Annotated in this window: 19 protein-coding genes; 10 read left to right on the forward strand and 9 right to left on the reverse strand. The window is 62.0% G+C overall.

Annotation, left to right across the window (positions count from 1 at the left end; all coding sequences use genetic code 11):
• The first annotated feature begins 119 nt into the window (after window positions 1-119).
• The 5 genes from BLX89_RS06990 to BLX89_RS07010 all read left to right on the forward strand — a co-directional run bounded on the left by BLX89_RS06990 (window position 120) and on the right by BLX89_RS07010 (window position 4,783).
• The gene (locus tag BLX89_RS06990; RefSeq protein ID WP_075289958.1) at window positions 120-1,466 is read left to right on the forward strand and encodes a TldD/PmbA family protein; all 1,347 of its coding nucleotides are present in this window, start codon (window positions 120-122) and stop codon (window positions 1,464-1,466) included.
• A 71-nt stretch (window positions 1,467-1,537) separates the two neighbouring features.
• Entirely contained in the window at window positions 1,538-2,353 is an 816-nt protein-coding gene (locus tag BLX89_RS06995; protein WP_075289959.1) for a 3'(2'),5'-bisphosphate nucleotidase CysQ, read from the forward strand.
• A 62-nt stretch (window positions 2,354-2,415) separates the two neighbouring features.
• The gene (locus BLX89_RS07000; RefSeq protein WP_075289960.1) at window positions 2,416-2,652 is read left to right on the forward strand and encodes a DUF4170 domain-containing protein; all 237 of its coding nucleotides are present in this window, start codon (window positions 2,416-2,418) and stop codon (window positions 2,650-2,652) included.
• Between the two features lie 88 nt (window positions 2,653-2,740).
• Window positions 2,741-4,054 (forward strand): lipid IV(A) 3-deoxy-D-manno-octulosonic acid transferase, encoded by a 1,314-nt coding sequence (gene waaA / locus BLX89_RS07005; RefSeq protein WP_075289961.1) that lies wholly within the window; start codon window positions 2,741-2,743, stop codon window positions 4,052-4,054.
• Window positions 4,055-4,075: 21 nt separating this feature from the next.
• The gene (locus tag BLX89_RS07010; RefSeq protein ID WP_075289962.1) at window positions 4,076-4,783 is read left to right on the forward strand and encodes an HAD family hydrolase; all 708 of its coding nucleotides are present in this window, start codon (window positions 4,076-4,078) and stop codon (window positions 4,781-4,783) included.
• 48 nt (window positions 4,784-4,831) lie between these two features.
• On the opposite strand, the gene BLX89_RS07015 is transcribed toward BLX89_RS07010, so the two are convergent.
• The gene (locus BLX89_RS07015) at window positions 4,832-5,929 is read right to left on the reverse strand and encodes a flagellin N-terminal helical domain-containing protein (RefSeq protein WP_075289963.1); all 1,098 of its coding nucleotides are present in this window, start codon (window positions 5,927-5,929) and stop codon (window positions 4,832-4,834) included.
• 319 nt (window positions 5,930-6,248) lie between these two features.
• Between BLX89_RS07015 and lpxK the strand changes: the two genes are divergently transcribed.
• Window positions 6,249-7,280: a tetraacyldisaccharide 4'-kinase gene (lpxK, locus tag BLX89_RS07020; protein ID WP_075289964.1), complete on the forward strand. Its 1,032-nt coding sequence runs from the start codon at window positions 6,249-6,251 to the stop codon at window positions 7,278-7,280.
• Between the two features lie 7 nt (window positions 7,281-7,287).
• Here lpxK and BLX89_RS07025 read toward each other — a convergent pair whose 3' ends face one another.
• Both BLX89_RS07025 and mutL read right to left on the reverse strand, forming a co-directional pair.
• Complete coding sequence (locus tag BLX89_RS07025) at window positions 7,288-7,524, reverse strand: DUF2093 domain-containing protein (RefSeq protein ID WP_075290380.1); 237 nt, start codon at window positions 7,522-7,524, stop codon at window positions 7,288-7,290.
• A gap of 123 nt (window positions 7,525-7,647) precedes the next feature.
• Entirely contained in the window at window positions 7,648-9,450 is a 1,803-nt protein-coding gene (gene mutL / locus BLX89_RS07030) for a DNA mismatch repair endonuclease MutL (RefSeq protein WP_075289965.1), read from the reverse strand.
• Window positions 9,451-9,741: 291 nt separating this feature from the next.
• Here mutL and BLX89_RS07035 point away from each other — a divergent pair, with 291 nt between their 5' ends.
• Window positions 9,742-11,457 carry a response regulator gene (locus BLX89_RS07035; protein ID WP_083637367.1) on the forward strand — a complete coding sequence of 572 codons (1,716 nt, stop codon included), beginning with the start codon at window positions 9,742-9,744 and terminating at the stop codon, window positions 11,455-11,457.
• Between the two features lie 193 nt (window positions 11,458-11,650).
• Window positions 11,651-13,000, forward strand: coding sequence for a putative bifunctional diguanylate cyclase/phosphodiesterase (locus BLX89_RS07040; RefSeq protein WP_075289966.1), 1,350 nt, complete (start codon window positions 11,651-11,653; stop codon window positions 12,998-13,000).
• Between the two features lie 4 nt (window positions 13,001-13,004).
• Here BLX89_RS07040 and BLX89_RS07045 read toward each other — a convergent pair whose 3' ends face one another.
• Complete coding sequence (locus BLX89_RS07045) at window positions 13,005-13,940, reverse strand: LysR substrate-binding domain-containing protein (RefSeq protein ID WP_075289967.1); 936 nt, start codon at window positions 13,938-13,940, stop codon at window positions 13,005-13,007.
• 91 nt (window positions 13,941-14,031) lie between these two features.
• Between BLX89_RS07045 and BLX89_RS07050 the strand changes: the two genes are divergently transcribed.
• Both BLX89_RS07050 and BLX89_RS07055 read left to right on the forward strand, forming a co-directional pair.
• On the forward strand, window positions 14,032-15,582 hold the full coding sequence (locus tag BLX89_RS07050) for a trimethylamine methyltransferase family protein (protein WP_075289968.1): 1,551 nt from the start codon (window positions 14,032-14,034) through the stop codon (window positions 15,580-15,582).
• Between the two features lie 31 nt (window positions 15,583-15,613).
• Window positions 15,614-17,662: an NADH:flavin oxidoreductase gene (locus BLX89_RS07055; RefSeq protein ID WP_075290382.1), complete on the forward strand. Its 2,049-nt coding sequence runs from the start codon at window positions 15,614-15,616 to the stop codon at window positions 17,660-17,662.
• Between the two features lie 58 nt (window positions 17,663-17,720).
• Here the strand turns inward: BLX89_RS07055 and BLX89_RS07060 are convergent, their stop codons facing one another.
• The 5 genes from BLX89_RS07060 to BLX89_RS07080 all read right to left on the reverse strand — a co-directional run bounded on the left by BLX89_RS07060 (window position 17,721) and on the right by BLX89_RS07080 (window position 21,807).
• Complete coding sequence (locus tag BLX89_RS07060; RefSeq protein ID WP_075289969.1) at window positions 17,721-18,362, reverse strand: PRC-barrel domain-containing protein; 642 nt, start codon at window positions 18,360-18,362, stop codon at window positions 17,721-17,723.
• Between the two features lie 223 nt (window positions 18,363-18,585).
• Complete coding sequence (locus BLX89_RS07065; protein ID WP_075289970.1) at window positions 18,586-19,470, reverse strand: SMP-30/gluconolactonase/LRE family protein; 885 nt, start codon at window positions 19,468-19,470, stop codon at window positions 18,586-18,588.
• 3 nt (window positions 19,471-19,473) lie between these two features.
• Window positions 19,474-20,106, reverse strand: coding sequence for a 2-dehydro-3-deoxy-6-phosphogalactonate aldolase (locus tag BLX89_RS07070; protein WP_075290383.1), 633 nt, complete (start codon window positions 20,104-20,106; stop codon window positions 19,474-19,476).
• A 13-nt stretch (window positions 20,107-20,119) separates the two neighbouring features.
• Window positions 20,120-21,037 (reverse strand): 2-dehydro-3-deoxygalactonokinase, encoded by a 918-nt coding sequence (locus BLX89_RS07075; RefSeq protein WP_075289971.1) that lies wholly within the window; start codon window positions 21,035-21,037, stop codon window positions 20,120-20,122.
• A complete protein-coding gene (locus BLX89_RS07080; RefSeq protein WP_075289972.1) occupies window positions 21,037-21,807 on the reverse strand; it encodes an SDR family NAD(P)-dependent oxidoreductase in 771 nt (256 codons plus the stop codon). The genes BLX89_RS07075 and BLX89_RS07080 overlap by 1 nt, the downstream gene beginning before the upstream one ends.
• Window positions 21,808-21,816 lie beyond the last annotated feature (9 nt).

The raw sequence follows: 21,816 nt of genomic DNA on the forward strand, positions 1-21,816 counted from the left end.
TTGGAGAGCGGAGACCCGTGATAGGCGACTTTCTCTGAGTGCACGGGGCAAGAATCGGTGAATGCCCTTGATGCTTAAGCCACTGCACAATAAATGGAACGGGAATGAAAGGCTAAATCATGTCCGATGTTATCGATTCCGACGTTCTCCTGAAGCGGGCTTCAGAGCTTGTGAATCTCGCTAAAAAGGCAGGCGCGGATGAGGCGGATGCCGTTGTTGTGCGCGGACGCTCGCGCTCCGTGTCTGTGAGGCTCGGTAAGGTCGAAGCGACTGAATCTTCCGAGAGCGACGATTTCTCGTTGCGCGTCTTTGTCGGCAAAAGAGTAGCCAGCGTTTCCGCCAATCCCGGTTTCGATCTTAAGACCCTTGCCGAGCGTGCCGTCGCCATGGCCAAGGCCTCGCCGGAAGATCCCTATGCCAGCCTCGCAGATCAGGATCGGCTGGCGAAATCCTATCCCGATCTTCAGCTCTTCGACCCGACCGAAGTTTCGACCGAAGCCCTGACGGACGCCGCGCTCGCGGCCGAAGCAGCGGCCCTGGCCGTTGCGGGCGTCACCAATTCGAGCGGTGCCGGCGCATCCGCCGGCATGGGCGGGCTGGTTCTCGTCACCTCCCACGGCTTTTCCGGGTCCTACATGGCAAGCCGCTTCGGCCGCTCGGTCAGCGCCATTGCCGGTGAAGGCACCAAGATGGAGCGCGACTACGACTTCGACAGCCGTCTCTATTTCGCCGATCTGAAGGCAGCCGAGGACATCGGCCGTACCGCCGGAGAGCGGGCGATCGCCCGGCTTTCGCCGCGCCAGATGCCGACCCAGCAGAACCTTACGGTGGTTTTCGATCCGCGTATGGCGCGCGGTTTTGCCGGCCATATCGCCGGCGCGATCAACGGCGCATCCGTCGCCCGCAAGACGAGCTTCCTGCGCGACAAGATGGGCGAGCAGGTGCTGAAGTCGGGCCTGAATGTTACAGATGATCCGCTCATCGTGCGCGGCTCGTCTTCGCGCCCCTTCGATGGGGAAGGCATCAGCGGCAACAAGCTGTCGATGATCGAGGACGGCGTGCTGCGCCATTGGTTCCTGTCGACCTCGACAGCGCGCGAACTTGGCCTTCAAACCAACGGCCGCGGCGTGCGCGGCGGTCCTGCCGTCAATCCGGGATCGACCAATTTTGCCCTGGAGCCGGGCGATATCTCGCCGGAAGACCTGATCCGCTCCGTCGGCACAGGATTCTATGTCACCGAATTGATCGGCCAAGGCGTCAACATGCTGACCGGCGAATACAGCCGCGGCGCCTCGGGCTTCTGGATCGAGAACGGCGAGATCGCCTTCCCGGTTTCGGAAGTCACCATTGCCTCCAACCTGAAGCAGATGTTTATGTCGGTGACGCCGGCAAACGACATTGATCGCAAGTTCGGTGTCGCTGCCCCCACCCTTGCCATCGAAGGCATGACGCTCGCCGGAACCTGATTGCAAAGGAAACCCGTCGCATCGAAGATCGTGCCGCGGCTTTGTCGCGGCAGAAAACGGAAAGACAAACCATGACCGCCGTCCACCCGTCGCCCGAGCAGTGGCTGAAGGATCTCGAACTGATCGCTTCCGCGGCGCAGCTCGCGGGTGAGAAGGCGCTGAGTTTCTTCGGCCGCAACCCGGATGTTCAGTGGAAGAATGGTGGCCGCTCGCCGGTCAGCGAGGCGGATTTTGCCGCCAACGACATCCTCAAGGAAAAACTTCTTTCGGCCCGCCCGAACTATGGCTGGCTCTCGGAAGAGACGGATGACGACGAAGCCCGGCTCGGCTGTGAAACAGTCTTCGTGGTCGATCCGATCGACGGCACCCGTGCCTTCATCGCGGGCAAGAACGTCTGGTGCGTCAGCGTCGCGGTTGTCCATCGGGGGCGGCCTGTCGCGGGCGTGCTGTATGCTCCGGCTCTGGAGGAGCTGTTCGAGGCGTCTTTGACATCGCAGGCGCGCAAGAACGGTCAGCCGATCGCCGCATCGCCGGGCAAGGCCGGCGTCTCCCGCCGCATCGCGCTGGCGGAGGATGTCGTCGGTATTCTGGAAACCGGATATCGCGCGGGTGTGACCCGCGTCCCGCATGTGCCGTCGCTCGCCTACCGGCTGGCGATGATCGCCGACGGCTCGATCGATGGAACCATCGTCAAGAAGAACTCCCACGACTGGGATCTGGCGGCTGCCGATCTCATTTTGCAGCGGGCCGGTGGTTCGCTCTGCGATCTTGAGGGACAGGCGATTGTCTACAACCGGCCAAGCGTTTCCCATGGCGTGATGTGCGCGGCAGAAAACGCCGCACTTCCGGCGTTGATAGCAGCGACCCAGGCCTTGGAGAACCATTGACCTTTGCGCCTGAATGCCGCAAACCACCCACCAAAAATAAGTGTAATGGAACGGACGACAAAATGGCTCAGGATAGCGACAAGAAGCAGTTGCTCCACCTCGTATTCGGCGGCGAATTGACCTCGCTCGCCGGCTTGCATTTCCGCGATCTCGACAAGCTCGATATCGTCGGCATCTACCCGAACTACGAGACCGCGCTGACGGCCTGGAAGTCCAAGGCGCAGCAGACGGTCGACAACGCGCATATGCGGTACTTCATCGTCCACATGCACAAGCTTCTGGATCCGGAACAGGCCTGATGGGCTTGGTGAGCGGTTCGATGGCCTTGCCGATCAGCCCCCGCCGGGAGCGGCATGTCCGCTGCCCGCGTAACGGAAATGCGTCTTCATGAGTGGCCTTCTGGCAAAGATCGCCCTGTCGACCTATCGATGGGTTGGAACAGCGATGTATCCCTTTGTCTGGGGCTATCTTGCCATGCGCGCCGCCAAGGGCAAGGAAGACCCGAAGCGCAAGCAGGAGCGATACGGCTATGCCAGCGCGCCGCGCCCGCAGGGGCCGCTCGTCTGGTTCCATGCCGCAAGCGTCGGCGAAACCAATGCCGTGGTACCGCTGATCAAGGAAGTGTCCCGGCGCGGTGTTTCCGTCGTGTTGACGACGGGCACGACGACGTCTGCCCGCGTTGCCGCCGAACGCCTCGATCCCGGCATCATCCATCAGTACGTGCCGCTGGATTTCAAGCCGGCTGTCAGCCGCTTTCTCGACTACTGGGAGCCGGATCTCGCCATTATCGCCGAGTCGGAAATCTGGCCGATGACGATCATGGAGCTTGGCGAGCGTCATATCCCGCAGGTTCTGGTCAATGGCCGGATCTCCGATCGCACCTTCGGTCGTTGGAAGAAGCGTCTGTGGCTGGCCGATGCCCTGTTTGAAAACCTGGCGCTGGTGATTGCCCAGTCGGAGCTAGACGCCGACCGGTTCCGCGCGCTGGGGGCCTTGCCCGTCATGGTGTCCGGCAACCTGAAGGTGGATACGGATGCGCCGGCCTATGACGCGGAGGCGCTGCGCCGTTACCGGGCGCAGCTCGGCCCCCGCAAGACCTGGGCGGCGATCTCCACCTTTGACGGCGAGGAGGCCGCCGCCGGCATCGTGCACCGGGCGCTCAAGGAGCGCACCGGCCTGTTGACGATCATCGTGCCGCGCCATCCCGAGCGCGGCGACCAGATCGAGGCGATGCTGGTTGGCAAGGGGCTGACGGTCGCGCGGCGCACCCGCAACGATCCGCTGACCGCCGATACCGATATTTTCCTGGGCGACACGATCGGCGAAATGGGACTGTACCTGCGCCTGACCGAGGTTGCGTTCGTCGGCCGATCGCTCTTTGGCGAAGGCGGTCAGAACCCGCTGGAGCCCGCGATGCTCGGCTGCGCGATCCTGTCGGGCAGCAATGTCCAGAATTTCCGGGATACCTACCAGACGCTTGCCAAGAACGGCAGCGCCAAGATCGTCCGCGATGTCGAGATGCTGGCCAAGGGCGTAAACTACCTGCTCGTCAACGACGAGATGCGTCGCAAGATGATCGATGCGGGGCAGGAAACCGTGCATGAAATGCGCGGAGCGCTTTCGGCAACTGTCCGGGGGCTTGAACCCTACATCAATCCGCTGACGGTCAAGGCGCGGCTGCAGCCGCGCAAGGAAACCTGAAGCCCTTCCCGGTTGGCACATATGACGAACCCGCAGGCGATCTCCGGCATCCTCTTCGACAAGGACGGCACGCTGCTCGACTATGTAAAGAGCTGGGTGCCGGTGAATTACGAGGTGGCACGCATTGCCGCCGATGGTGACGAAGAACTGTCTTGGACGTTGCTTCGGGCCTGCGGCATGGACCCGGAGACCGGTTACGTCCTGCCTGACAGCCTGCTGGCCGCCGGCAACACCGTGGAGATCGCGACCGGCATGGTCGCGGCTGGCGCGCCCTACACCGTCGAGGGCCTGACCGCGAAGCTCGACGGTCTGTTTGCCAATTCCGCGGATTACGCCGTGCCCGTTACGGATCTCGCGGCGTTTTTCTCTGCGCTGTATGCCAAGGGATACCGTCTCGGCGTCGCCTCCAGCGACAACGAGCGCTCCATCCGCCAGACGGCAAAGCGCTTCGGTTTCGAAGATTACCTGCACTATGTCGCCGGTTACGACAGCGGCTTCGGCACCAAGCCGGAGCCCGGAATGGTGCTGGGCTTTTGTGCGGCTACCGGGCTTGAGCCCCATCAGGTCGCCGTGGTTGGCGACAACAATCACGATCTCCATATGGGACGAAATGCGGGCGCCGGCATGACGGTGGCGGTTTTGACGGGAACCGGCTCGCCGGCATCGCTTTCGGCGGCTTCGGATTATTGTCTGAAGGATATAACCGAGCTTGAGGGCGTCCTGCGGTAGGCGCGTCCTGCTCCTTCTCCCGCTGCGGGGAGAAGGAAAGCGGATACCTTACTGGAAGAGCTGCATCAGCAGGGACGGCGAGTTGTTGGCAATGTTCAGGGCCTGCACAGCAAGCTGAACCTTCGCCTGAACGGCCTTCAGCTTCATCGACGCCGTGCTCATGTCGGCATCGACCAGACGACCTATGCCTCTGTCGATCGTGTCGGAGAGCGATCGGTTGAAGTCCGTCTGGATTTCGACGCGCATGCTGAGCGAGCCGATCGTTGCCGCCCGGTCCGTCAGCTTCCGTTCGATCTCGTCGTACCGGCTGACGAGCAGGTCCGTGGCGTAGTCCACGAGATCATCCGGCACTTCGCCCATATGGGCGGCGCTGAAGGTGTCGTCGATATGGCCGGAATGGTTGAAGCCGACGGAGGTATGGCCATTGAAGGCGGGCAGCCAGGCGGTGGTCTTGGACGGGTCCGCATTGGTGACACCACCGCTCATCCCGTCCGCGCTCGGGACGTCCGCAAGGCCATCCATCAGCGTCAGGCCGCCATCCTCGTTCTTGTAGTTGGCCTGACCGAAGATGTTCAGGTTCATGTAGTCGTAGATGTGGATGAGGCCGATCTTGCCCTTGGTATAGCTCGACACGATGCCGCCGAAGACGAGATTGTCCTCCGGCGGGCTCATCTCGATGTACCCCAGTTCAACACCGTTGGCGTCGGTATAGGTTTTCTCAACGTAGTTCAGTTCGCCCGGTGCCAGCAGGTTGCGGCCATTGAACGAAGCGGATTCGATGACCGAAAGGAACTGCTTCTGCAATTCGTAGACCTCGGCGCTGACCTTGTAACGGTCGATGCTCTGGTCCTTCATCAGCACCAGCTTGTTCTTGATCTCGGAGGTGATGTCGATCAGGTTTTCCATCGCCTCGTAGCCGACGTCGATGAGGGCCGCGCCCAGTTCCAGTGCGTCGATAACGGTTGATGTTGCCTTGTTCGTGTTGCGCATGTCGGTGGCGATCGACCAGTAGGCGGCATTGTCTGCCGCCTCGGAGATACGCAGGCCGGTGGTCACGATATCCTGCTGCTTTGCGGCAGTGGTGTCGTTGTGGCGCAGGATCGCCAGCGCGGCATTCGCCGCTGCGTTGAAACTCATGTCAGTCATTACAAAATCCGCGACGAAAAACAAAAAACGGAGGTTACCAAGTGTGGTTAACCGACTGTCGCTGAGAGTGGTTAAAACTCGGTATAATTGTATTGCCGGAAATTGCCCTAAACTCTTGTTTGAGCGCTTTCTAATGGGCGGCGCGTGACAGGCGGCAAGCCCGGAATTTCTCGCGGATATGACTTTCCGCAGCGCTTGAAACATGCCAAGTCGTTAACCTACCCGGTTGATTTTTTTGATGCATGCGGCATTTTCGCAGGATGTCGATTGGGATGAAATGGTGCGAAATTCTGCCGTGAGAGAAAAGGTCTGATCGCCGATGGTTTCCGAAGCACCACCATTCTGGTGGACCAGGGCGGACTGGCGTGCCCATGCTCTTTCTCCGTTTTCGTGGATTTACGGGCGCGTTGCCGGCATGCGCATGGATCGCGCCCGCCGTGCAACTGTGCCGGTACCGATCATCTGCGTCGGGAATTTTACGGTCGGCGGGGCGGGCAAGACACCGACGGCGATTTCGCTCGCCCGGGCCGCCCGGACCAAGGGGCTGAAACCCGGATTTCTCTCGCGCGGTTACGGCGGCTCGCTTGATGTGACGACGGTCGTGGATATCGACCATCACCGGGCCCGGGACGTCGGCGACGAACCGCTGCTGCTTGCCCGCGAGGCGCTGACCGTCATTTGTCGCCGGCGGGTGGAGGGGGCTCGCAAACTCGTCACCGAGGGCGCCGATCTGATCATCATGGACGACGGGTTCCAGAGCGCGCGGCTCCATTTCGACTACGCGCTGCTGGTGATCGACAGCCGCCGCGGCATCGGCAACGGCCATCTGGTGCCGGGAGGCCCGGTTCGCGCACCGCTCGCCACGCAGTTGCGCCACGCTTCGGCGCTGCTGAAACTCGGGAACGGGGATCAGGCCGATGCCCTCATCCGCAGCGCGGCCCGGGCGGGAAAAGCCATCTTTGAGGCCAATGTCCTGCCCGTCGGCGGGCCGCAGGCGGATCGCCGGCCCGTGCTGGCCTGGGCTGGGATTGCCGATCCTGAGAAATTCTACCGAACGGTCCGGGAGATGGGGCTGGAAATTGCCGAGACCCGCAGTTTTCCCGATCATCATCATTATTCGGAAGACGAGATTGCCGATCTTCTCGACCGCGCGGAGAAGAGCGGTCTACGCCTGTTGACCACGAGCAAGGATCGAGTCCGGCTCGAACCCGGGCACGGGCGGGCCGGGGAGCTTGCGGAAAGGACGGATGTGATCGAGGTGGAGGTTCGTTACGACGATCCGGCATCCCCGGCGAAGATCATCGAGGCGGCGGTCAATGCCGCCAGACAGCGGCGGCTGCGCGGCGCGTGAAGGCGTCTCAGGCCGGAGTTTTCTGGTTCGGAAGGGCGCCGGCGCGTTTCTCAGCGTCGAAAGCGGCCTGTGCGTCGATATAGGGCTCCTGTCGGGCAACGCTCCAGTAACGCAGTTCATCCACCGGGATGGCCGCGCCCGTCATGGCGCAGGTTACGAAGGAGCCCGGCAGCACGATCTGGAAATCGCCGTCGAGGTAGCGAATTTTCGCTTCCCGGCCACCGCTACTTTCGAAACGGTTCATCATCCGTCGCCCTCGCATCGTCTTGACCCGATTTCAGCGGCCTGCGGGCCGTCGTGTCACATCGTTTACACTCACCTGCCTTTAAAACGGGTAGAGGCGGATTTCCAGCGTAATCGTACGATCTCAACTGCGGCCGAACAATCGTTCGATGTCGCTGAGCTTGAGTTCGATATAGGTCGGACGCCCGTGATTGCACTGGCCAGAGCCCGGTGTTGCCTCCATCTGCCGCAGAAGCGCATTCATTTCCTCCGGCCGCATGCGTCGGCCTGAACGGACCGAACCGTGGCAGGCCATGGTCGCAGCGAGATATTCCAGGCGGCTCGAAAGTCCGGAGGCCGTATCCCATTCCGCCAGCTCGTCGGCGAGCTGCCGCACGAGGCCGGCGGCATCCATCTCGCCGAGCATGGCGGGCGTTTCGCGCACGGCGATGGCGCCCGGCCCGAAGCGCTCGATGCCAAGACCAAGACGCGAGAATTCTTCCGCATGGGCGATCAGGCGATCGCAGTCATCTTCGGCAAGATCGACGATCTCCGGAATGAGGAGCGCCTGCGCCGGGATCGACCGGGAATTCAGGCCCTTGCGCAGATGTTCGAAGACAAGCCGCTCATGGGCCGCGTGCTGGTCGACAATCACAAGTCCGTCTGCCGTCTGGGCCACGATGTAGTTTTCATGCAGTTGGGCACGGGCGGCACCGAGCGGATGAAGCGGCTCGGGTGTCGCTTCGCCTTGCGGGGCCGGTTCGACCATCTGGGTGCGCGCTGAAGGAGCGGCCATCTCCTGAAAGCTCTGCTGCGGCGCTTCCCGGAAAGCGAAGGCCGCCGTGCCGTCGAAGCTCGCGGGGCGGTAGGGCGAGGTTGCTGCGTTCCAGTTGGCTGCGGGGCGGGGCGGCTCGGGCCGAAAGGCGCGCATCAGCCCGCTGGCACCGGTCGTGGACGCGCGGTCGCCATGCTGCGCCAGCCCCTGGCGTATCGCGCCGATGATCAGGCCGCGAACCAGACCGGGATCGCGGAAGCGGACATCCGATTTCGCGGGATGCACATTCACATCGACAAGGTCAGGATCGATGGTGAGGGAGAGTACGGCAACCGGATAGCGTCCCTGCGGAATTGTTTCCGCATAGGCTGCCCGCAGCGCCGACCAGATCAGCTTGTCCTGCACCGGACGCCCGTTGACGAAGGCATACTGCTGCAGGGAGTTTCCGCGGTTGAAGGTCGGCACACCGGCAAAGCCGGTAAGATGCACGCCCTCGCGTTCGGCGTCGATTTCAATGGCGTTGTCGCGGAAATCCCGGCCAAGGACCTGCGCGATCCGGGCGAGCCTGTCGTTGCCGGTCGCCGCAAATTCAAGCGTCGTGCGGTCCGAGCCCGACAGGACGAAGCGCACATGCGGGAAGGCGATCGCCATGCGGCGCACCACCTCCGAGATGGCCGATGCCTCCGCCTTCTCCGTCTTCATGAATTTCAAGCGGGCAGGGGTGGCAAAAAACAGGTCCCTGACCTCGACGACGGTGCCGTTGTTGGCGGCTGCCGGACGCACGGGTTCAAGCTTGCCACCGACGATCGAGATTTGCGAGCCCTGGGCTGCACCGGAGGTCCGGCTGGAAATCGTCAGTTTGGCAACCGAGCCGATGGAGGGCAGCGCCTCGCCGCGAAACCCCAGCGTGCGGATATCGGCAAGCCCGCTGTCGAGCTTGGAGGTGCAGTGCCGCCGCACCGCCATCTCCAGGTCTTCGGGGCTCATGCCGCTGCCGTTGTCGGTGACGCGCAGCAAGGTTTTGCCGCCACCGGCCGTGGCGATTTCGATGCGGGTGGCCCCGGCATCGAGCGCGTTTTCGATCAGTTCCTTGGCGGCGCTGGCGGGCCGTTCGATGACTTCGCCGGCGGCGATCTGGTTGATCAGGGTTTCGGAGAGCTGTTTGATCGGCATGGCCTATTGTCGTGGATTCGCCGCGTCGTGGGAAGGGTGCGGCGGCGCGCGTCCCCAACTGCGCGCGTTACCCTTTGTTACAATCTCGCCAAAGCCCGTATGCGTGTTTTAATCAGCTCTTAATATAAAGCTGCAATTTTTAGCGAAGAACCTGAATGAACACAGGTTTTGTCCTTCGGAAGCTCGTGCGTCGCTGGCCGCGCGGGTAAATATCTCCTCGGCGTTGCCCTTGGCAGCTTCGTCAGCATGTCCCCCAAAATAAGCCGTCAAGGCGGAAATGAGGACCATGCGATGACCGATGTGGCGTCTTCCGGCGCAGACATCCAGAAAACGATGCTCGAGGCGACGCTGGACGCGCTGGGCCTTGCCATTCTTGTCTGCGACAAGAATGACGAGATCGTGTTCGCGAGCCGTCCGGTCCTGCAGTTCTATGCCATAGCGCCGGAGTTCGTGGCACCCGGCACGCGCCTGCGCGATTTCCTGTGTGCTGTCTTCGACAGCGGCCTGCATGGCACCCATTCCGAAAAGAACCGGCGTCGCATCGGTCGTGACGACTGGATCGCCGAACGGATTTCCCATCACTGGCGCGAACGTTATGAAGCCGTCGAGCGCATCGGTCAGCAACGCTGGGTCAGCGTGCGCATGCGCCGGCTCTCCAACGGCATGGGCGTCGTGTCCTTCACGGATGTTTCCGAACAGCGCAAGCGCGAGGATCAGCTCCAGAGCGAGATGGAGCGGATAAGCGTTACCGAAAACATCCTCGACAACCTGCCCAATCCGGTCTTCGTCAAGGATCGGGGCCTGAGTTATATCGGCGTCAATCGGGCTTTCTGCGAAATCCACGGCACGGTGCCGGAATCCATGCTCGGGCGCTCCGCATGGGATCTCGTCGAGCCCGATCTGGCGGAAAAGTTCGAACGGTCCGATCGGTATGTGCTCGAAACCGGTGAGGTCTACACGCTGGCGGAGCAGATCGTCCGCAGCAATGGCGAAGATATGTGGGTTCTGACGCGAAAGTTCCGTGTCGGTGATCCCGGCAAGCATATGGTCGTGACCTGCTTGAGCGATATCAGCGAACTCGTGGCCGGCACGGGCATCGACGGCATTCTGCCGCTGCGCATCAAGGACTACGATATCTTCGAGCCTGCGCAGAATTGCTACGATCCCTTCCGCTCGATCGATGTCCAGCATCTGAAGGAGGCGGTGTCGATCATCGAGCCGACGGCGATGAGCGCGAAGCGGGCGCTCGTCGTCAGCCAGTCGCAGACATTCGCCCAGACCCTTGTGCCGCAGTTGCGCAAATGGGGTTTCGACGCGTGCGCTGTGACCGGCCTTGAGGAGGTCACAGCCTTCGCCGAGGCCGCTGCCCGCTCTGGCGTTGGCATCGATGTGCTTCTGGTCGATTCAGCGTGCTCCGACATCCGGTCGCTGCTCTCATCCTGGCAAAACTCGCCGTTCCTGCTCGTCAACCGCGAATGGAAGCGCGCGGAACTGCACGCCGATATCACTGCCCTTCTCAGCCATGCTGAGGACGTGGCGATCGAGGAGACGGTGCTGCCGTCCGAATGGGATATCATCGTTGCCGAGCCCAATGTCGATGTCAGCCCGATGGTCGAGGTTATCGTCGCCGAGGATAACGAAATCAACCAGTTCGTCTTTGCCCAGATCCTCGAAGGGCTCGGCATCAGCTACCGCATCGCGGCCAATGGCGAGGAAGCGGTCCGGCTCTGGCAGCAGCACCGCCCGAACCTTGTGCTGATGGATGTGGCGATGCCCGTGATGAACGGTTTCGATGCGGCCATCGCAATCCGTGCCGCCGAAGCCGGAGGGGCTGCCAAAACGCCGATCGTGGCGGTCACGACGCCCGCCTTCGATCTCGATATCGAGCGCAGCCGGGCCGCCGGTATGGACGACCACATCACGAAGCCGATCAGCCCCGATATGATCGAGGCCGTTTACCGGCGCCATGTCGACGCCAGACGCAAGGAGGAAGCGCTGGCCGGCTGATCGCCGTGCGTTACGGGAAGGAGAGAGCGGCGCAGGAGGATGTCGCGATGCGCAATGACGTGTGCCATGTCAACTCACTAAACTTCGGGATGCTCCTGCCGGAACTGGCTATTGTTTGCTTTCAAAATCTTAACTCTCGTCGGCCATGGTCTAGCCAGCGAAGAAGCCATGAACCAAGGCCGGGAATTTGTTTATGAATTCTGCTGAAGCGTCGTCTCAGCACATCAGCCGAAGCGACCCGCAGGTCAATATCGATCCGCTGACGGGGCTGGGCAATGCCCAGGCGCTGCGCGAAAAGGTATGCCAGCTCGCCAGCGATCGCGCGGCCGACCCGGCGCCCTTTACCATCGGTCTTGCCAATCTCGACGGCTTCAAGCCGATCAACGACCTTTTCGGACCGGCTGCCGGCGATGCAATCCTGCGGCAGGTGGCAAACCGGCTCGTCGCCTGTGTTCCGGACGGTGTAACCGTCATTCGTGCCAGCGGCGACGAGTTCGCGTTTGTCCTGCCTCTCATCTTCGAGCGCAAGACCGCGGAGAAGATGGGGCTGATGCTCAAGGAAGTGCTTTCGGCGCCCTTCGACCTTGGCGAGCGCAACGTGCGTCTGTCCGCATCCTTCGGTTTCGCGATCTATCCTTTCGCCGGCAGCGAATTCGACGATCTCCTGAAAAGCGCCGACACCGCGCTCTACCGCTCGAAGCGCCGCGGCCGTGGTCAGGTCACGGTGTATTCGCAGGAAATCGCCCAGGAAATGAAGCGGGCGACCCAGCTGGAACAGGCCTTGCGCAATGCGATCATCGCCGACGAGGTCGATGTGCATTTCCAGCCGATCGTCAATCTCAAGGACGACATGGTGGTCGGCTTCGAGGCGCTGGCGCGCTGGTGCGATCCGGATCTCGGCTATGTCTCACCCGCCGTTTTCGTGCCGCTCGCCGAAGAACGCGGCTTCATCGATTCGCTCTCCGAGGCCCTGTTGCGCAAGGCGGCCCACGCGGCCCTTTCCTGGCCCAAGGAGCTATTTCTGTCGTTCAACCTGTCGTCCGCGCAGTTGACCGACCCGAACACCAGCGCCAACGTGCTTGCCATCGTCAATCGCGCCGGGCTGGAGCCGCGCCGACTGGAGCTGGAGATCACCGAAACCGCTGTCATGATGGACGCGGAAATCGCCAAGAAGATCATCGACGATTTGCGCTCAGCCGGTATCCGGGTGTCGCTGGACGATTTCGGCACCGGCCAGTCCAGCCTCGGGCGCCTGCGGGAGTTTTCCTTCGACAAGGTGAAGGTCGATCGCGCCTTCGTTTCGCAGATTTCCACCGACCGGGCTTGCGAGCACATCGTCAAGGCAATCGTTGCCATGTGTGATGGCCTGCATCTGGAGGTCGTGGCGGAAGGCATCGAAAGTTTCGCCGAAGCGCTGAAGCTGAAGGCGCTTGGCTGCGGCATGGGGCAGGGCTATTTCTACGGCAAGCCGGCCGACGCCGTGACCACGCTTCGCTATATCGCGGAAAAATACCAGGACAAACCGACCGCGATCGCCGTTTAAAGACTTAGGGAGCCTCGCGCGGCGACTCGCGTTCTTTCCTGCCTTCCTCAAGCAGCCAGTCGCGGATGCGGCGTGCCTGATGGTTCAGCTCCCGTGAACGGGGCCAGACGACGTAAAATGCAAGGCCCGTCTCCAGAACATGGCCACCGACCGGGACGAGCGTTCCCGAACGCATCTGCTGTTGGATCAGATGCTGCCAGCCGAGCGCAACACCTTCGCCCGCCAGCACCGCCTGCACGACCAGCACATAATCATTGATCGCCAGCCGGCGGGATTGCGGGGGATAGGAAATGCCGGCGCTTTCGAACCAGGCCGGCCAGTCGCAGGCCTGCCGCACGGGCTCTTCCAGATGGATGAGGCGATGGCGCAGAAGCTCTGCCGGTGTCTTCGGCAGTCCATTGGCTTCGATGAAGGACGGCGAGGCAACCGGAAAGATGACCTCCTCGGCCAGCAGGGCGGCGTGATAGCGCGGCCAGTTTGCGGGATCGCCGCCGCGCACGCCTAGCGGAATGGGCTCGTCGTCAAGGTCCAGATCGCGCACGCTCGTCTGGATGCGCAGGTCTATTTCCGGAAGATCGGCCCGCAGTTGGGCGAGACGCGGCAACATCCACATGGAGGCAAACGCCGTTGATGCGGCAAGCGTGACGTTCGTTTCCCGCTTCTTGGCACGGATGTCCTCGGCGGATTTCTGAATCCGTGACAGGCCAAGCGAGACATCCACATGGAATTTCTCGCCCGCCTCCGTGAGATGCACGGCGCGGTGCACCCGCTGGAAAAGCGGAACGCCAAGCTGATCTTCCAGGCTGCGCACGGCATAGGAAACGGCCGCCTGCGTCATGCCCAGTTCCTGGGCGGCACGGGTGAAATTCTGGTGCCGACCGGCGGCCTCGAAGACCACGAGGCTGGATGCGGAGGGCAGCAGTCGACGAAATGTTTCCATAAGTTCAGTTTATATGATGAAGCGATTTTTTCCAGCGTTACAGCTTGGTTTTTCCCCACTAGCATCAATTCAAACGAGGGGAGACAGGATTATGGATACACTCGACGCGACTCAAGCCGCACCCCAGCGCCGCAGCCGCGGTGCACGGCCTCAGCGAGGCCATAGCGGTCGCGCCCTCGGGGTGCCCTATATCGTCAGGAATATTCCGACCTACGATATTCTCGGCGAGGAAAATCTCCTGAAGATCGAAAAGGTCGCGGAGCGCATCCTGTCCGAAGTCGGGATCGAGTTTCGTGACGATCCCGTGGCACTCGATCATTGGAAAAAGGCCGGTGCCAATGTCGATGGCGTGCTGGTGCGTTTCGAGCCCGGCATGCTCAACGAGATCGTCTCTTCGGCGCCGTCACAGTTTACCCAGCACGCCCGCAACCCCGCCCACAATGTCGAGATCGGCGGCAAGAACGTTGTTTTCTCCCCTGCGTACGGCTCACCGTTCGTCATGGACCTGGACAAGGGCCGGCGCTACGGCACGCTGGAGGATTTTCGGAACTTCATCAAACTCGCCCAGTCGAGCCCGTGGCTGCACCATTCCGGCGGCACGATCTGCGAGCCGGTCGATATTCCCGTCAACAAGCGCCATCTCGATATGGTTTACAGCCATGTCAAATATTCCGACCGCGCCTTCATGGGCTCGATCACGGCGGAAGAGCGTGCCGAGGATTCGATCGACATGGCGCGCATCGTCTTCGGCAAGGATTTCGTCGATCGGAATTGCGTCATCCTCGGCAACGTCAATGTCAATTCGCCGCTCGTGTGGGATGGCACGATGACGAAGTCGCTGCGCGCCTACGCGCGGGCAAACCAGGCGGCGGTCATCGTTCCCTTCATCCTGGGTGGCGCCATGGGCCCGGTCACGAACGCCGGCGCCATCGCGCAATCCTTTGCCGAGACGCTGGCTGGCTGTGCCCTGACACAGCTGGAGCGCAAGGGCGCCCCGGTCATCTTCGGCAACTTCCTCTCCTCGATGTCCCTGCGCTCGGGTTCGCCCACCTTCGGCACGCCGGAGCCGGCGATCGGCTCCATGGTTATCGGCCAGTTGGCGCGGCGGCTTAAATTGCCGCTGCGCTGCGCCGGCAACTTCTCCAACTCGAAGCTGCCGGATGCGCAGGCAATGCAGGAAGGCGTGATGTCGATGTTGTCTGCCGTGCATTGCGGCGCAAACTTCATCCTGCACTCCGCCGGCTTCGTCGATGGCCTGCTTGCCATGTCCTATGAGAAGTTCGTGATGGACACGGATTTCTGCGGGGCGCTGCATTCCTATCTGGCCGGCGTCGTCGTCGACGACAACACGCTCGCCATGGATGCTTTCCTGCAGGTCGGCCCTGGCAGCCACTTCCTCGGCTGCGACCACACGATGCGCAACTACCAGACGGCCTTTTGGGATTCTGCCCTGTCCGACAACGAGCCTTTCGAAAAGTGGAGCGAAGAGGGTGGCTCGACCGACATGGCGACCCGCGCCAACCGTCTCTGGAAAAAGACGCTCGCCGAATACGAAGCGCCGCCATTGGACGTAGCCATCGACGAAGCGTTGCTGGACTATATCAGCCGACGCAAGACCAGCATGGCGGATGCCTGGTATTGATCTGTCTCCGCCAAACCTCCCAAGGCATATGATGACACTTTCGAAAGACCCGCTTCTCCAGCCCTACACGCTCAAACACCTGACCCTCAAGAACCGGATCATGTCGACCTCCCATGAGCCGGCCTATTCCGAAGACGGCATGCCGAAGGATCGCTATCGCCTTTATCATCTCGAAAAGGCGAAGGGTGGTATGGCGCTGACGATGACCGCCGGCTCGGCCATCGTCTCCGAGGATTCGCCGCCCGCCTTCGGCAATCTCTACGCCTATTCCGACGAGATCGTGCCGTGGTTGAAGAAGATCGCCGACGACTGTCACGAGCATGACTGCGCGGTCATGATCCAGCTCACCCATCTTGGCCGCCGCACCGGCTGGAACAAGGGCGACTGGCTGCCGGTTCTGAGCGCTTCCCCGGTGCGCGAGCCGGCGCATCGTGCCTTCCCGAAAGAGATCGAGGATTGGGATATTGAGCGTATCGTTGCGGACTATGCCGTTGCAGCACAGCGCATGCAGGCGGCCGGTCTCGACGGTATCGAGATCGAGGCCTACGGCCACCTGATGGACGGTTTCTGGTCGCCGGCCACCAATCATCGCGAGGACGAATATGGCGGTTCTCTCGAAAACCGCATGCGCTTCTCCAACATGGTGCTTGAAGCAATTCGCAAGGCGACGGGACCGGATTTCATCGTCGGCATCCGCATGGTTGCCGACGAGCAATGGGACATAGGCCTTTCGAAGGATGACGGCATCGAGATCGCCCGCAAACTGGTGGCCGGCGGAAACGTGGATTTCCTCAATATCATCCGCGGCCATATCGATCACGACGCGCATCTCAACAATGTTATCCCGATCCAGGGCATGGCGGCATCGCCGCATCTGGATTTTGCCGGCGAGGTGCGTGCGGCAACCAAATTCCCGGTCTTCCATGCGGCCCGGATCGCCGATGTCGCGACCGCGCGCCACGCGATTGCCGAGGGCAAGCTCGATATGGTCGGAATGACGCGCGCCCATATCGCCGATCCGCATATCGTGAAAAAGATCGAGGAGGGCAGGGAGGCGCAGATCCGCCCCTGTGTCGGCGCCACATACTGTCTTGATCGCATCTACGAAGGCGGTGGCGCGCTCTGCATTCACAACGCGGCCACCGGTCGCGAAGCGAAGATCCCGCATGTCATCCCGAAAACCACGGGCTCTGTCCGCAGGGCCGTCGTGGTGGGCGCCGGTCCGGCGGGGCTGGAAGCGGCCCGGGTTCTGGCCGAACGCGGCCATCGGGTGGACGTGCTGGAGGCGACGGGAGAGGCAGGCGGTCAGATTCTGCTCGCCGCCCGCAACCCGCGCCGAAAGGAACTGATCGGCATCGTCGACTGGCGGCTGGCGGAACTCGAGCGGCTCGGTGTCGCCATCCACTACAATGTCTTTGCCGAGGCAGCGGACGTGCTTGAGCACCATCCGGACCTTGTGATCGTTGCGACGGGCGGTATTGCCCAGAACCCGGTTCTATCGGCGGGCGACGACCTGGTAGTCTCGAGCTGGGATATCATCGCCGGAGCCGTCAAGCCCGAAGGCCCGGTTCTGCTCTACGATGACAACGGCGCACATTCCGGCATGACGGCAGCGGAGCTGATTGCCAATGCCGGAGCAGAGCTGGAGGTGGTTTCGCCCGAGCGCATGTTCGCACCGGAAATCGGCGGCATGAACCATGTGCCGTATGCGAAGGCATTTGCCGAGAAGAACGTGCGCGTAACGATCAACACCCGTCTCAAATCCGTTCGGCGGGATGGAAACAGCCTGGTGGCAACCCTTGCTTCGGACTATTCGGAAAGTGCAACGACGGAACGGCGCGTGGCGCAGGTGGTGGTGGAACACGGCACGATGCCGATGGCCGATCTTTATCTGGAACTGAAACCGTTATCGCGCAATCTCGGCGCCGTGGATTACAAGGCGCTGATCCGGCGGGAGCATCCGGTCGTCGTGAAGAACCCGGCGGGCAGCTTCGACCTGATCCGTATCGGCGACGCGGTTGCGAGCCGCAATATTCATGCCGGCATCTATGATGCCATGCGTTATGGGCTGCTGTTTTGACATAGAAAAACGGCGGCACCTGTAAGGCGCCGCCGTCGATACTCCTAAGGCGCTAGCCTTAGTTGTTGGTTGCTGCCGGATCAGCCGGCTGAGCTTCGCCTGCCGGCGCCATTGGCGTCGTGGACGAAGTGGTCGAGGTATCGACCGGGGTGTTGGCGTTCTGCTCGGCGACCTGCTGCGAGCGGGTCTTGAATTCCGGAGCCGCCTTCAGCGATTCAGCGGTTTCCTGCGTGGTCAGCTTCAGGTCGTCGGAATCCGGAACGGTTGCGACTGCAATCGTGTCGAGCGGGACGGCGACGTTCTTTTCACCGATACCCAGGAAGCCACCGACGCCGATCACAGCGGCTTCGACAGAGCCGTCCTTAGTGAAAATCACATCGTTGATCTCGCCGATGCTTTCATCGCTGGAGTTGTAGACCGACTGGCCGATATAGCTGCTGGCAGCGATCTGGTCTTCGGTCTGCTCGGCGATAAAGCCGGTTGCACCGCCAGCCGGGGCCGAAGCGTCGGCGGCCTGATCAGCCGGGGTAACAGGCTTCATGGCCGGCTGTTCGCCGGTCATCGGGGTTTCCATCTGCTGGGTGGCAGCGGGATCATTGGCCGGCTGGGTTGCACTCTGCGCGAAGGTCATCGGGGCAAATGCGGTAACGCCAGCAAGAAGGGCACCTGCGGCGACGGAAGCTACGAGTTTATTGGTCATTGTAAACCTACCTTTCGTTCTCTTTGTCGATCAGGGCGCGTGGTCCAAACCGCCGCACCGGTGATGACCTGAAAACGTCGGGGTCCCCAACTGGTTCCGAAAATATTCTGCAGGTTTTTGTGGAACCTTCCTGGATTCTGGTGGATTCCAGATGGTTTTGCATCAGCCCAAAAAACTAAGCCGGGAGGACCCGGCTTCAAATGACTGGAAAGTTCGTTCCATCTCACAGGATGAAAGCAGGCTCGAAACGACCGTTGACGGTGATGCCGAGATCGAAGGTCTTGCCGGCATGAGGGTCGGCCTGGCGGGCCGCGTCGTCCATGTCCGCCCAGGCGGATGTGACGAGCAGTCTGTCAGCCTTTGCACCGATGAAGGCGGGGCAGCTCGATTGCAGAGCCGGAACGGCGTAACGCTTCAGATGGGTGGCGTCCGGGCTGTAGACATCGACCGCGCCCTGACCCCAGCGGGCGTTCCAGATCAGCCCGTCCGTATCGCAGACGGAGCCATCGACATCGCCCGGATTTCCGCTCTGGTCGGAAAAGACCGTTGCATCGCCGGTCGGGAGGCCGGTCGCAGGATCGACATCGACACGCATGATGTGGTTGACCATGGAATCGACGAAGTAGGCGATCTTGCCGTCGGGCGAGAAGCAGATGCTGTTCGGGATGCTGACGCCGTCGTAGAGCTTCGTCACCGTGCTGCCGGCAACGTGATAGATCGCGCCGGCGCCCTTTTCGGCGCTGCGTCCCATCGTGCCGATCCAGAGGCTGCCGGAGGCATGCACGCGGCCGTCGTTCGAGCGGTTGCCCGGCTTGTCTTCCAGGGAGCCGAACTTTGTCAGCGAGCCGGTCTTTGTCTCGCGGACGAAAAGGCCGTCGTCTGAGACGATCAGCTGCCGCTCCGGATCGATCACGGCAATCACGCTCGACAGGAACGGCATCTCGTGAACGCGCTTCACGCCGCTGTCGAGGTGCAGCTCATGCAACTGCTGGCCCTTGATGTTGTGCCACCAGGCGGTTCCGGTCGCGGGATCGAAGGCCGGGCCTTCGCCCAGCTGCAGGGCATTGTCGCAGAGGATATTGCCGGAAAACGCTGTTGTTTCGACCATGGATCAGGCTCCGTAAACACTGTTATAGGCGGCGATTGTCGCCTTGGCCCGCTTGCCGACTTCGGCGGCATCCATGTCGGCCTTGTAGAGGCTGGACCCGAGACCGAAGCTCTTGACGCCGATTTTGGCGTAGTCGCCGAAATTGGCTTCCGAGACGCCGCCCACGGCAGCGATCTCCAGTTCCGGCGGCAGCACGGCGCGGATCGCCGAGATGCCGGAGGGCCCGAGCACGCTTGCCGGGAAGAATTTGAGGCCGGTCGCACCGGCGCGTGCGGCGGCGAGCGCCTCGGTCGGGGTGAAGACGCCGGGCATCGTCACCATGCCCTTTTCCGCGGCAAGGCGGATCACGGCGGGTTCGACATTCGGGCTCACCATCAGCTTGCCGCCGACAGCATCGAGCTGCTCGACCTGATCGGTGGTCAGCACGGTGCCGGCGCCGATCAGGCAACCGGCCGGTGCCATCTTCACGGCGATCTCGATCGACGTGAACGGGTCGGGCGAGTTCAGCGGAATTTCGATGGCCGTAAAGCCGGCTTCGATCAGCGTGCCGACCACGGCTTCGGTTTCGGAAGGCTTCAGACCGCGCAGGATGGCGATCAGTGGATATTTCATCGGTGGAAAGGGAATGCGGCTCATGGAAGTCTCTTTCTCAGGCAGGCCAGAGGCTGCGGGCGGCGGCGGCGAGGCCGCGACGAACGGCATCGTCGGCGTCGATGATGGTGGGTTTCAGGTCAAGCGTTGACAGCGCCGACTGGTAGAGGGCGGCGAGCGGGCCGGAGGCGACGAGGCAGACGCTGCTGCCGGCCCTGGCGGAGGAAAGCGCACCGGCGATTTCCAGGCCGATCAGCGTGCCGGAAAGCCGGGCCTTGGCGTCGAGCGCCGACAGGGCGTGAAGCAGCTGGCCCGAACGCACCGTAAACAGCTGGTTCGTCGCCATGGCCGGATTGCGGGCTGCATGGGCGACGGCATCGAGAAAGCTCTTGTTCTCGCCGCCGAAAGCTCCGGCATCGACCATCGCCTGCGCCAGGATCGAATGTTTGGAAATGACGTCGAAAAGCTCGCCGGTCATATAGGTGGAGAAACCCTCGACCACGCCACCGGTCAAGCGCACCCATTTGCTGTGGGTGCCGGGCATGCAAACGAGGTGGTTTCCATTCCCGAGAGAGCCCGCGGCACCCAGAAGCTGGGTTTCCTCGCCGCGCATGACATCGGGATGCTGCTCGCTGCGCTGCGCCAGTCCCGGAAGAATCCGGATGTCGCGGTTTGCGTCGGCAACGGTGACAGCCGCCCCGACGATGCCGGAGAGAGGTGCCGGCGTATCGAGATAGCCTGCCTCCATCCACGCCTGACGCGCCCCGGCCATGCCGCAGACGATGACCGGCAGGTGCGCGGGCGCTGCAAGGGCCGCCAGATGCGTTTCCAGAATGGTGGAAAAGCCGTGCTTAACGGCCGTCGTCATGCCCTCGCCACTGCGGCGCTCGCCGATCACGTCACCGTTTTCACCCACGAGCCACAGGCGAAAGCTCGTCGTGCCCCAGTCGACTGCCGCATAGGATGCTGCCGTCATTAAAATACGCCTCCGTCGATAATCATCGTTTGCGCCGTCATCCGCGCCGAGCAGTCGGAGGCGAGGTACAGGCATGGCCCCACCATATCCTCCGCGAACAGCGAATGTTTCAGGCATTGTTTTTCAATCATCGCGGCAATCGCGGCGTCGTCGATCCAGAGATCTTTCTGCCGTTGCGTGACGACCATGCCGGGCAGAATGGCATTGACGCGGATATCGTCCGGCCCGAGCCGCCCGGCAAGCGATTTCGTCAGGCCGATGATGCCGGCTTTGGCCGTCGCATAGGCGGGAATTTCGCCCATGTTCAGCATGAAGGCGATCGACGAAAAATTGATGATCGAGCCGCCGCCGGCACGCTTCATAATCGGGGCAACCGCCTGGCACAGGAAAAAAACATGCCGCAGGTTGACCGCCTGGTTTTCGTCCCAGCTTTCCAGCGTGACGTCTTCCAATGCCTGCCGGTCGTCGCGGGCGGCGTTGTTTATGAGCACGCGGATCGGGCCGATTGCGGCTTGCGCCTTTTCGACGACGCCGGCAAGCGAAGCCGCGTCACGCAGGTCCGCCGGCAGGAAAACTGGAGCGTGGGCACAATCCTTGGCGAGCCGTTCGGCAAGGGCCCGGCTTTCCCTTTCGGCAATGTCTATGAAGGCGACCCTTGCGCCTTGCCGGGCAAAGGCTTCCACCAGGGGAGCGCCAATACCGGAGCCGCCGCCGGAAATGAGAACGCCACGCCCCTTGAGGTCGTGAAACTCGGCGGCCGGAAAAGCCATGAGATTTTT

Origin of the sequence: Pararhizobium arenae (assembly GCF_001931685.1) — a bacterium.
Taxonomy (GTDB): domain Bacteria; phylum Pseudomonadota; class Alphaproteobacteria; order Rhizobiales; family Rhizobiaceae; genus Pararhizobium; species Pararhizobium arenae.

What these genes read in the sequence shown, in the direction of transcription:
- waaA (WP_075289961.1), top strand. Translation starts at nt 2,741, where the DNA reads ATGAGTGGCCTTCTGGCAAAGATCGCCCTGTCGACCTATCGATGGGTT.
- BLX89_RS07045 (WP_075289967.1), bottom strand. Translation starts at nt 13,940, where the DNA reads ATGGAAACATTTCGTCGACTGCTGCCCTCCGCATCCAGCCTCGTGGTC.
- BLX89_RS07000 (WP_075289960.1), top strand. Translation starts at nt 2,416, where the DNA reads ATGGCTCAGGATAGCGACAAGAAGCAGTTGCTCCACCTCGTATTCGGC.
- BLX89_RS07050 (WP_075289968.1), top strand. Translation starts at nt 14,032, where the DNA reads ATGGATACACTCGACGCGACTCAAGCCGCACCCCAGCGCCGCAGCCGC.
- BLX89_RS07035 (WP_083637367.1), top strand. Translation starts at nt 9,742, where the DNA reads ATGACCGATGTGGCGTCTTCCGGCGCAGACATCCAGAAAACGATGCTC.
- BLX89_RS07065 (WP_075289970.1), bottom strand. Translation starts at nt 19,470, where the DNA reads ATGGTCGAAACAACAGCGTTTTCCGGCAATATCCTCTGCGACAATGCC.
- BLX89_RS07040 (WP_075289966.1), top strand. Translation starts at nt 11,651, where the DNA reads ATGAATTCTGCTGAAGCGTCGTCTCAGCACATCAGCCGAAGCGACCCG.
- BLX89_RS07010 (WP_075289962.1), top strand. Translation starts at nt 4,076, where the DNA reads ATGACGAACCCGCAGGCGATCTCCGGCATCCTCTTCGACAAGGACGGC.
- lpxK (WP_075289964.1), top strand. Translation starts at nt 6,249, where the DNA reads ATGGTTTCCGAAGCACCACCATTCTGGTGGACCAGGGCGGACTGGCGT.
- BLX89_RS06995 (WP_075289959.1), top strand. Translation starts at nt 1,538, where the DNA reads ATGACCGCCGTCCACCCGTCGCCCGAGCAGTGGCTGAAGGATCTCGAA.
- BLX89_RS07060 (WP_075289969.1), bottom strand. Translation starts at nt 18,362, where the DNA reads ATGACCAATAAACTCGTAGCTTCCGTCGCCGCAGGTGCCCTTCTTGCT.
- BLX89_RS07025 (WP_075290380.1), bottom strand. Translation starts at nt 7,524, where the DNA reads ATGAACCGTTTCGAAAGTAGCGGTGGCCGGGAAGCGAAAATTCGCTAC.
- BLX89_RS06990 (WP_075289958.1), top strand. Translation starts at nt 120, where the DNA reads ATGTCCGATGTTATCGATTCCGACGTTCTCCTGAAGCGGGCTTCAGAG.
- BLX89_RS07015 (WP_075289963.1), bottom strand. Translation starts at nt 5,929, where the DNA reads ATGACTGACATGAGTTTCAACGCAGCGGCGAATGCCGCGCTGGCGATC.
- BLX89_RS07055 (WP_075290382.1), top strand. Translation starts at nt 15,614, where the DNA reads ATGACACTTTCGAAAGACCCGCTTCTCCAGCCCTACACGCTCAAACAC.
- mutL (WP_075289965.1), bottom strand. Translation starts at nt 9,450, where the DNA reads ATGCCGATCAAACAGCTCTCCGAAACCCTGATCAACCAGATCGCCGCC.
- BLX89_RS07070 (WP_075290383.1), bottom strand. Translation starts at nt 20,106, where the DNA reads ATGAGCCGCATTCCCTTTCCACCGATGAAATATCCACTGATCGCCATC.
- BLX89_RS07080 (WP_075289972.1), bottom strand. Translation starts at nt 21,807, where the DNA reads ATGGCTTTTCCGGCCGCCGAGTTTCACGACCTCAAGGGGCGTGGCGTT.
- BLX89_RS07075 (WP_075289971.1), bottom strand. Translation starts at nt 21,037, where the DNA reads ATGACGGCAGCATCCTATGCGGCAGTCGACTGGGGCACGACGAGCTTT.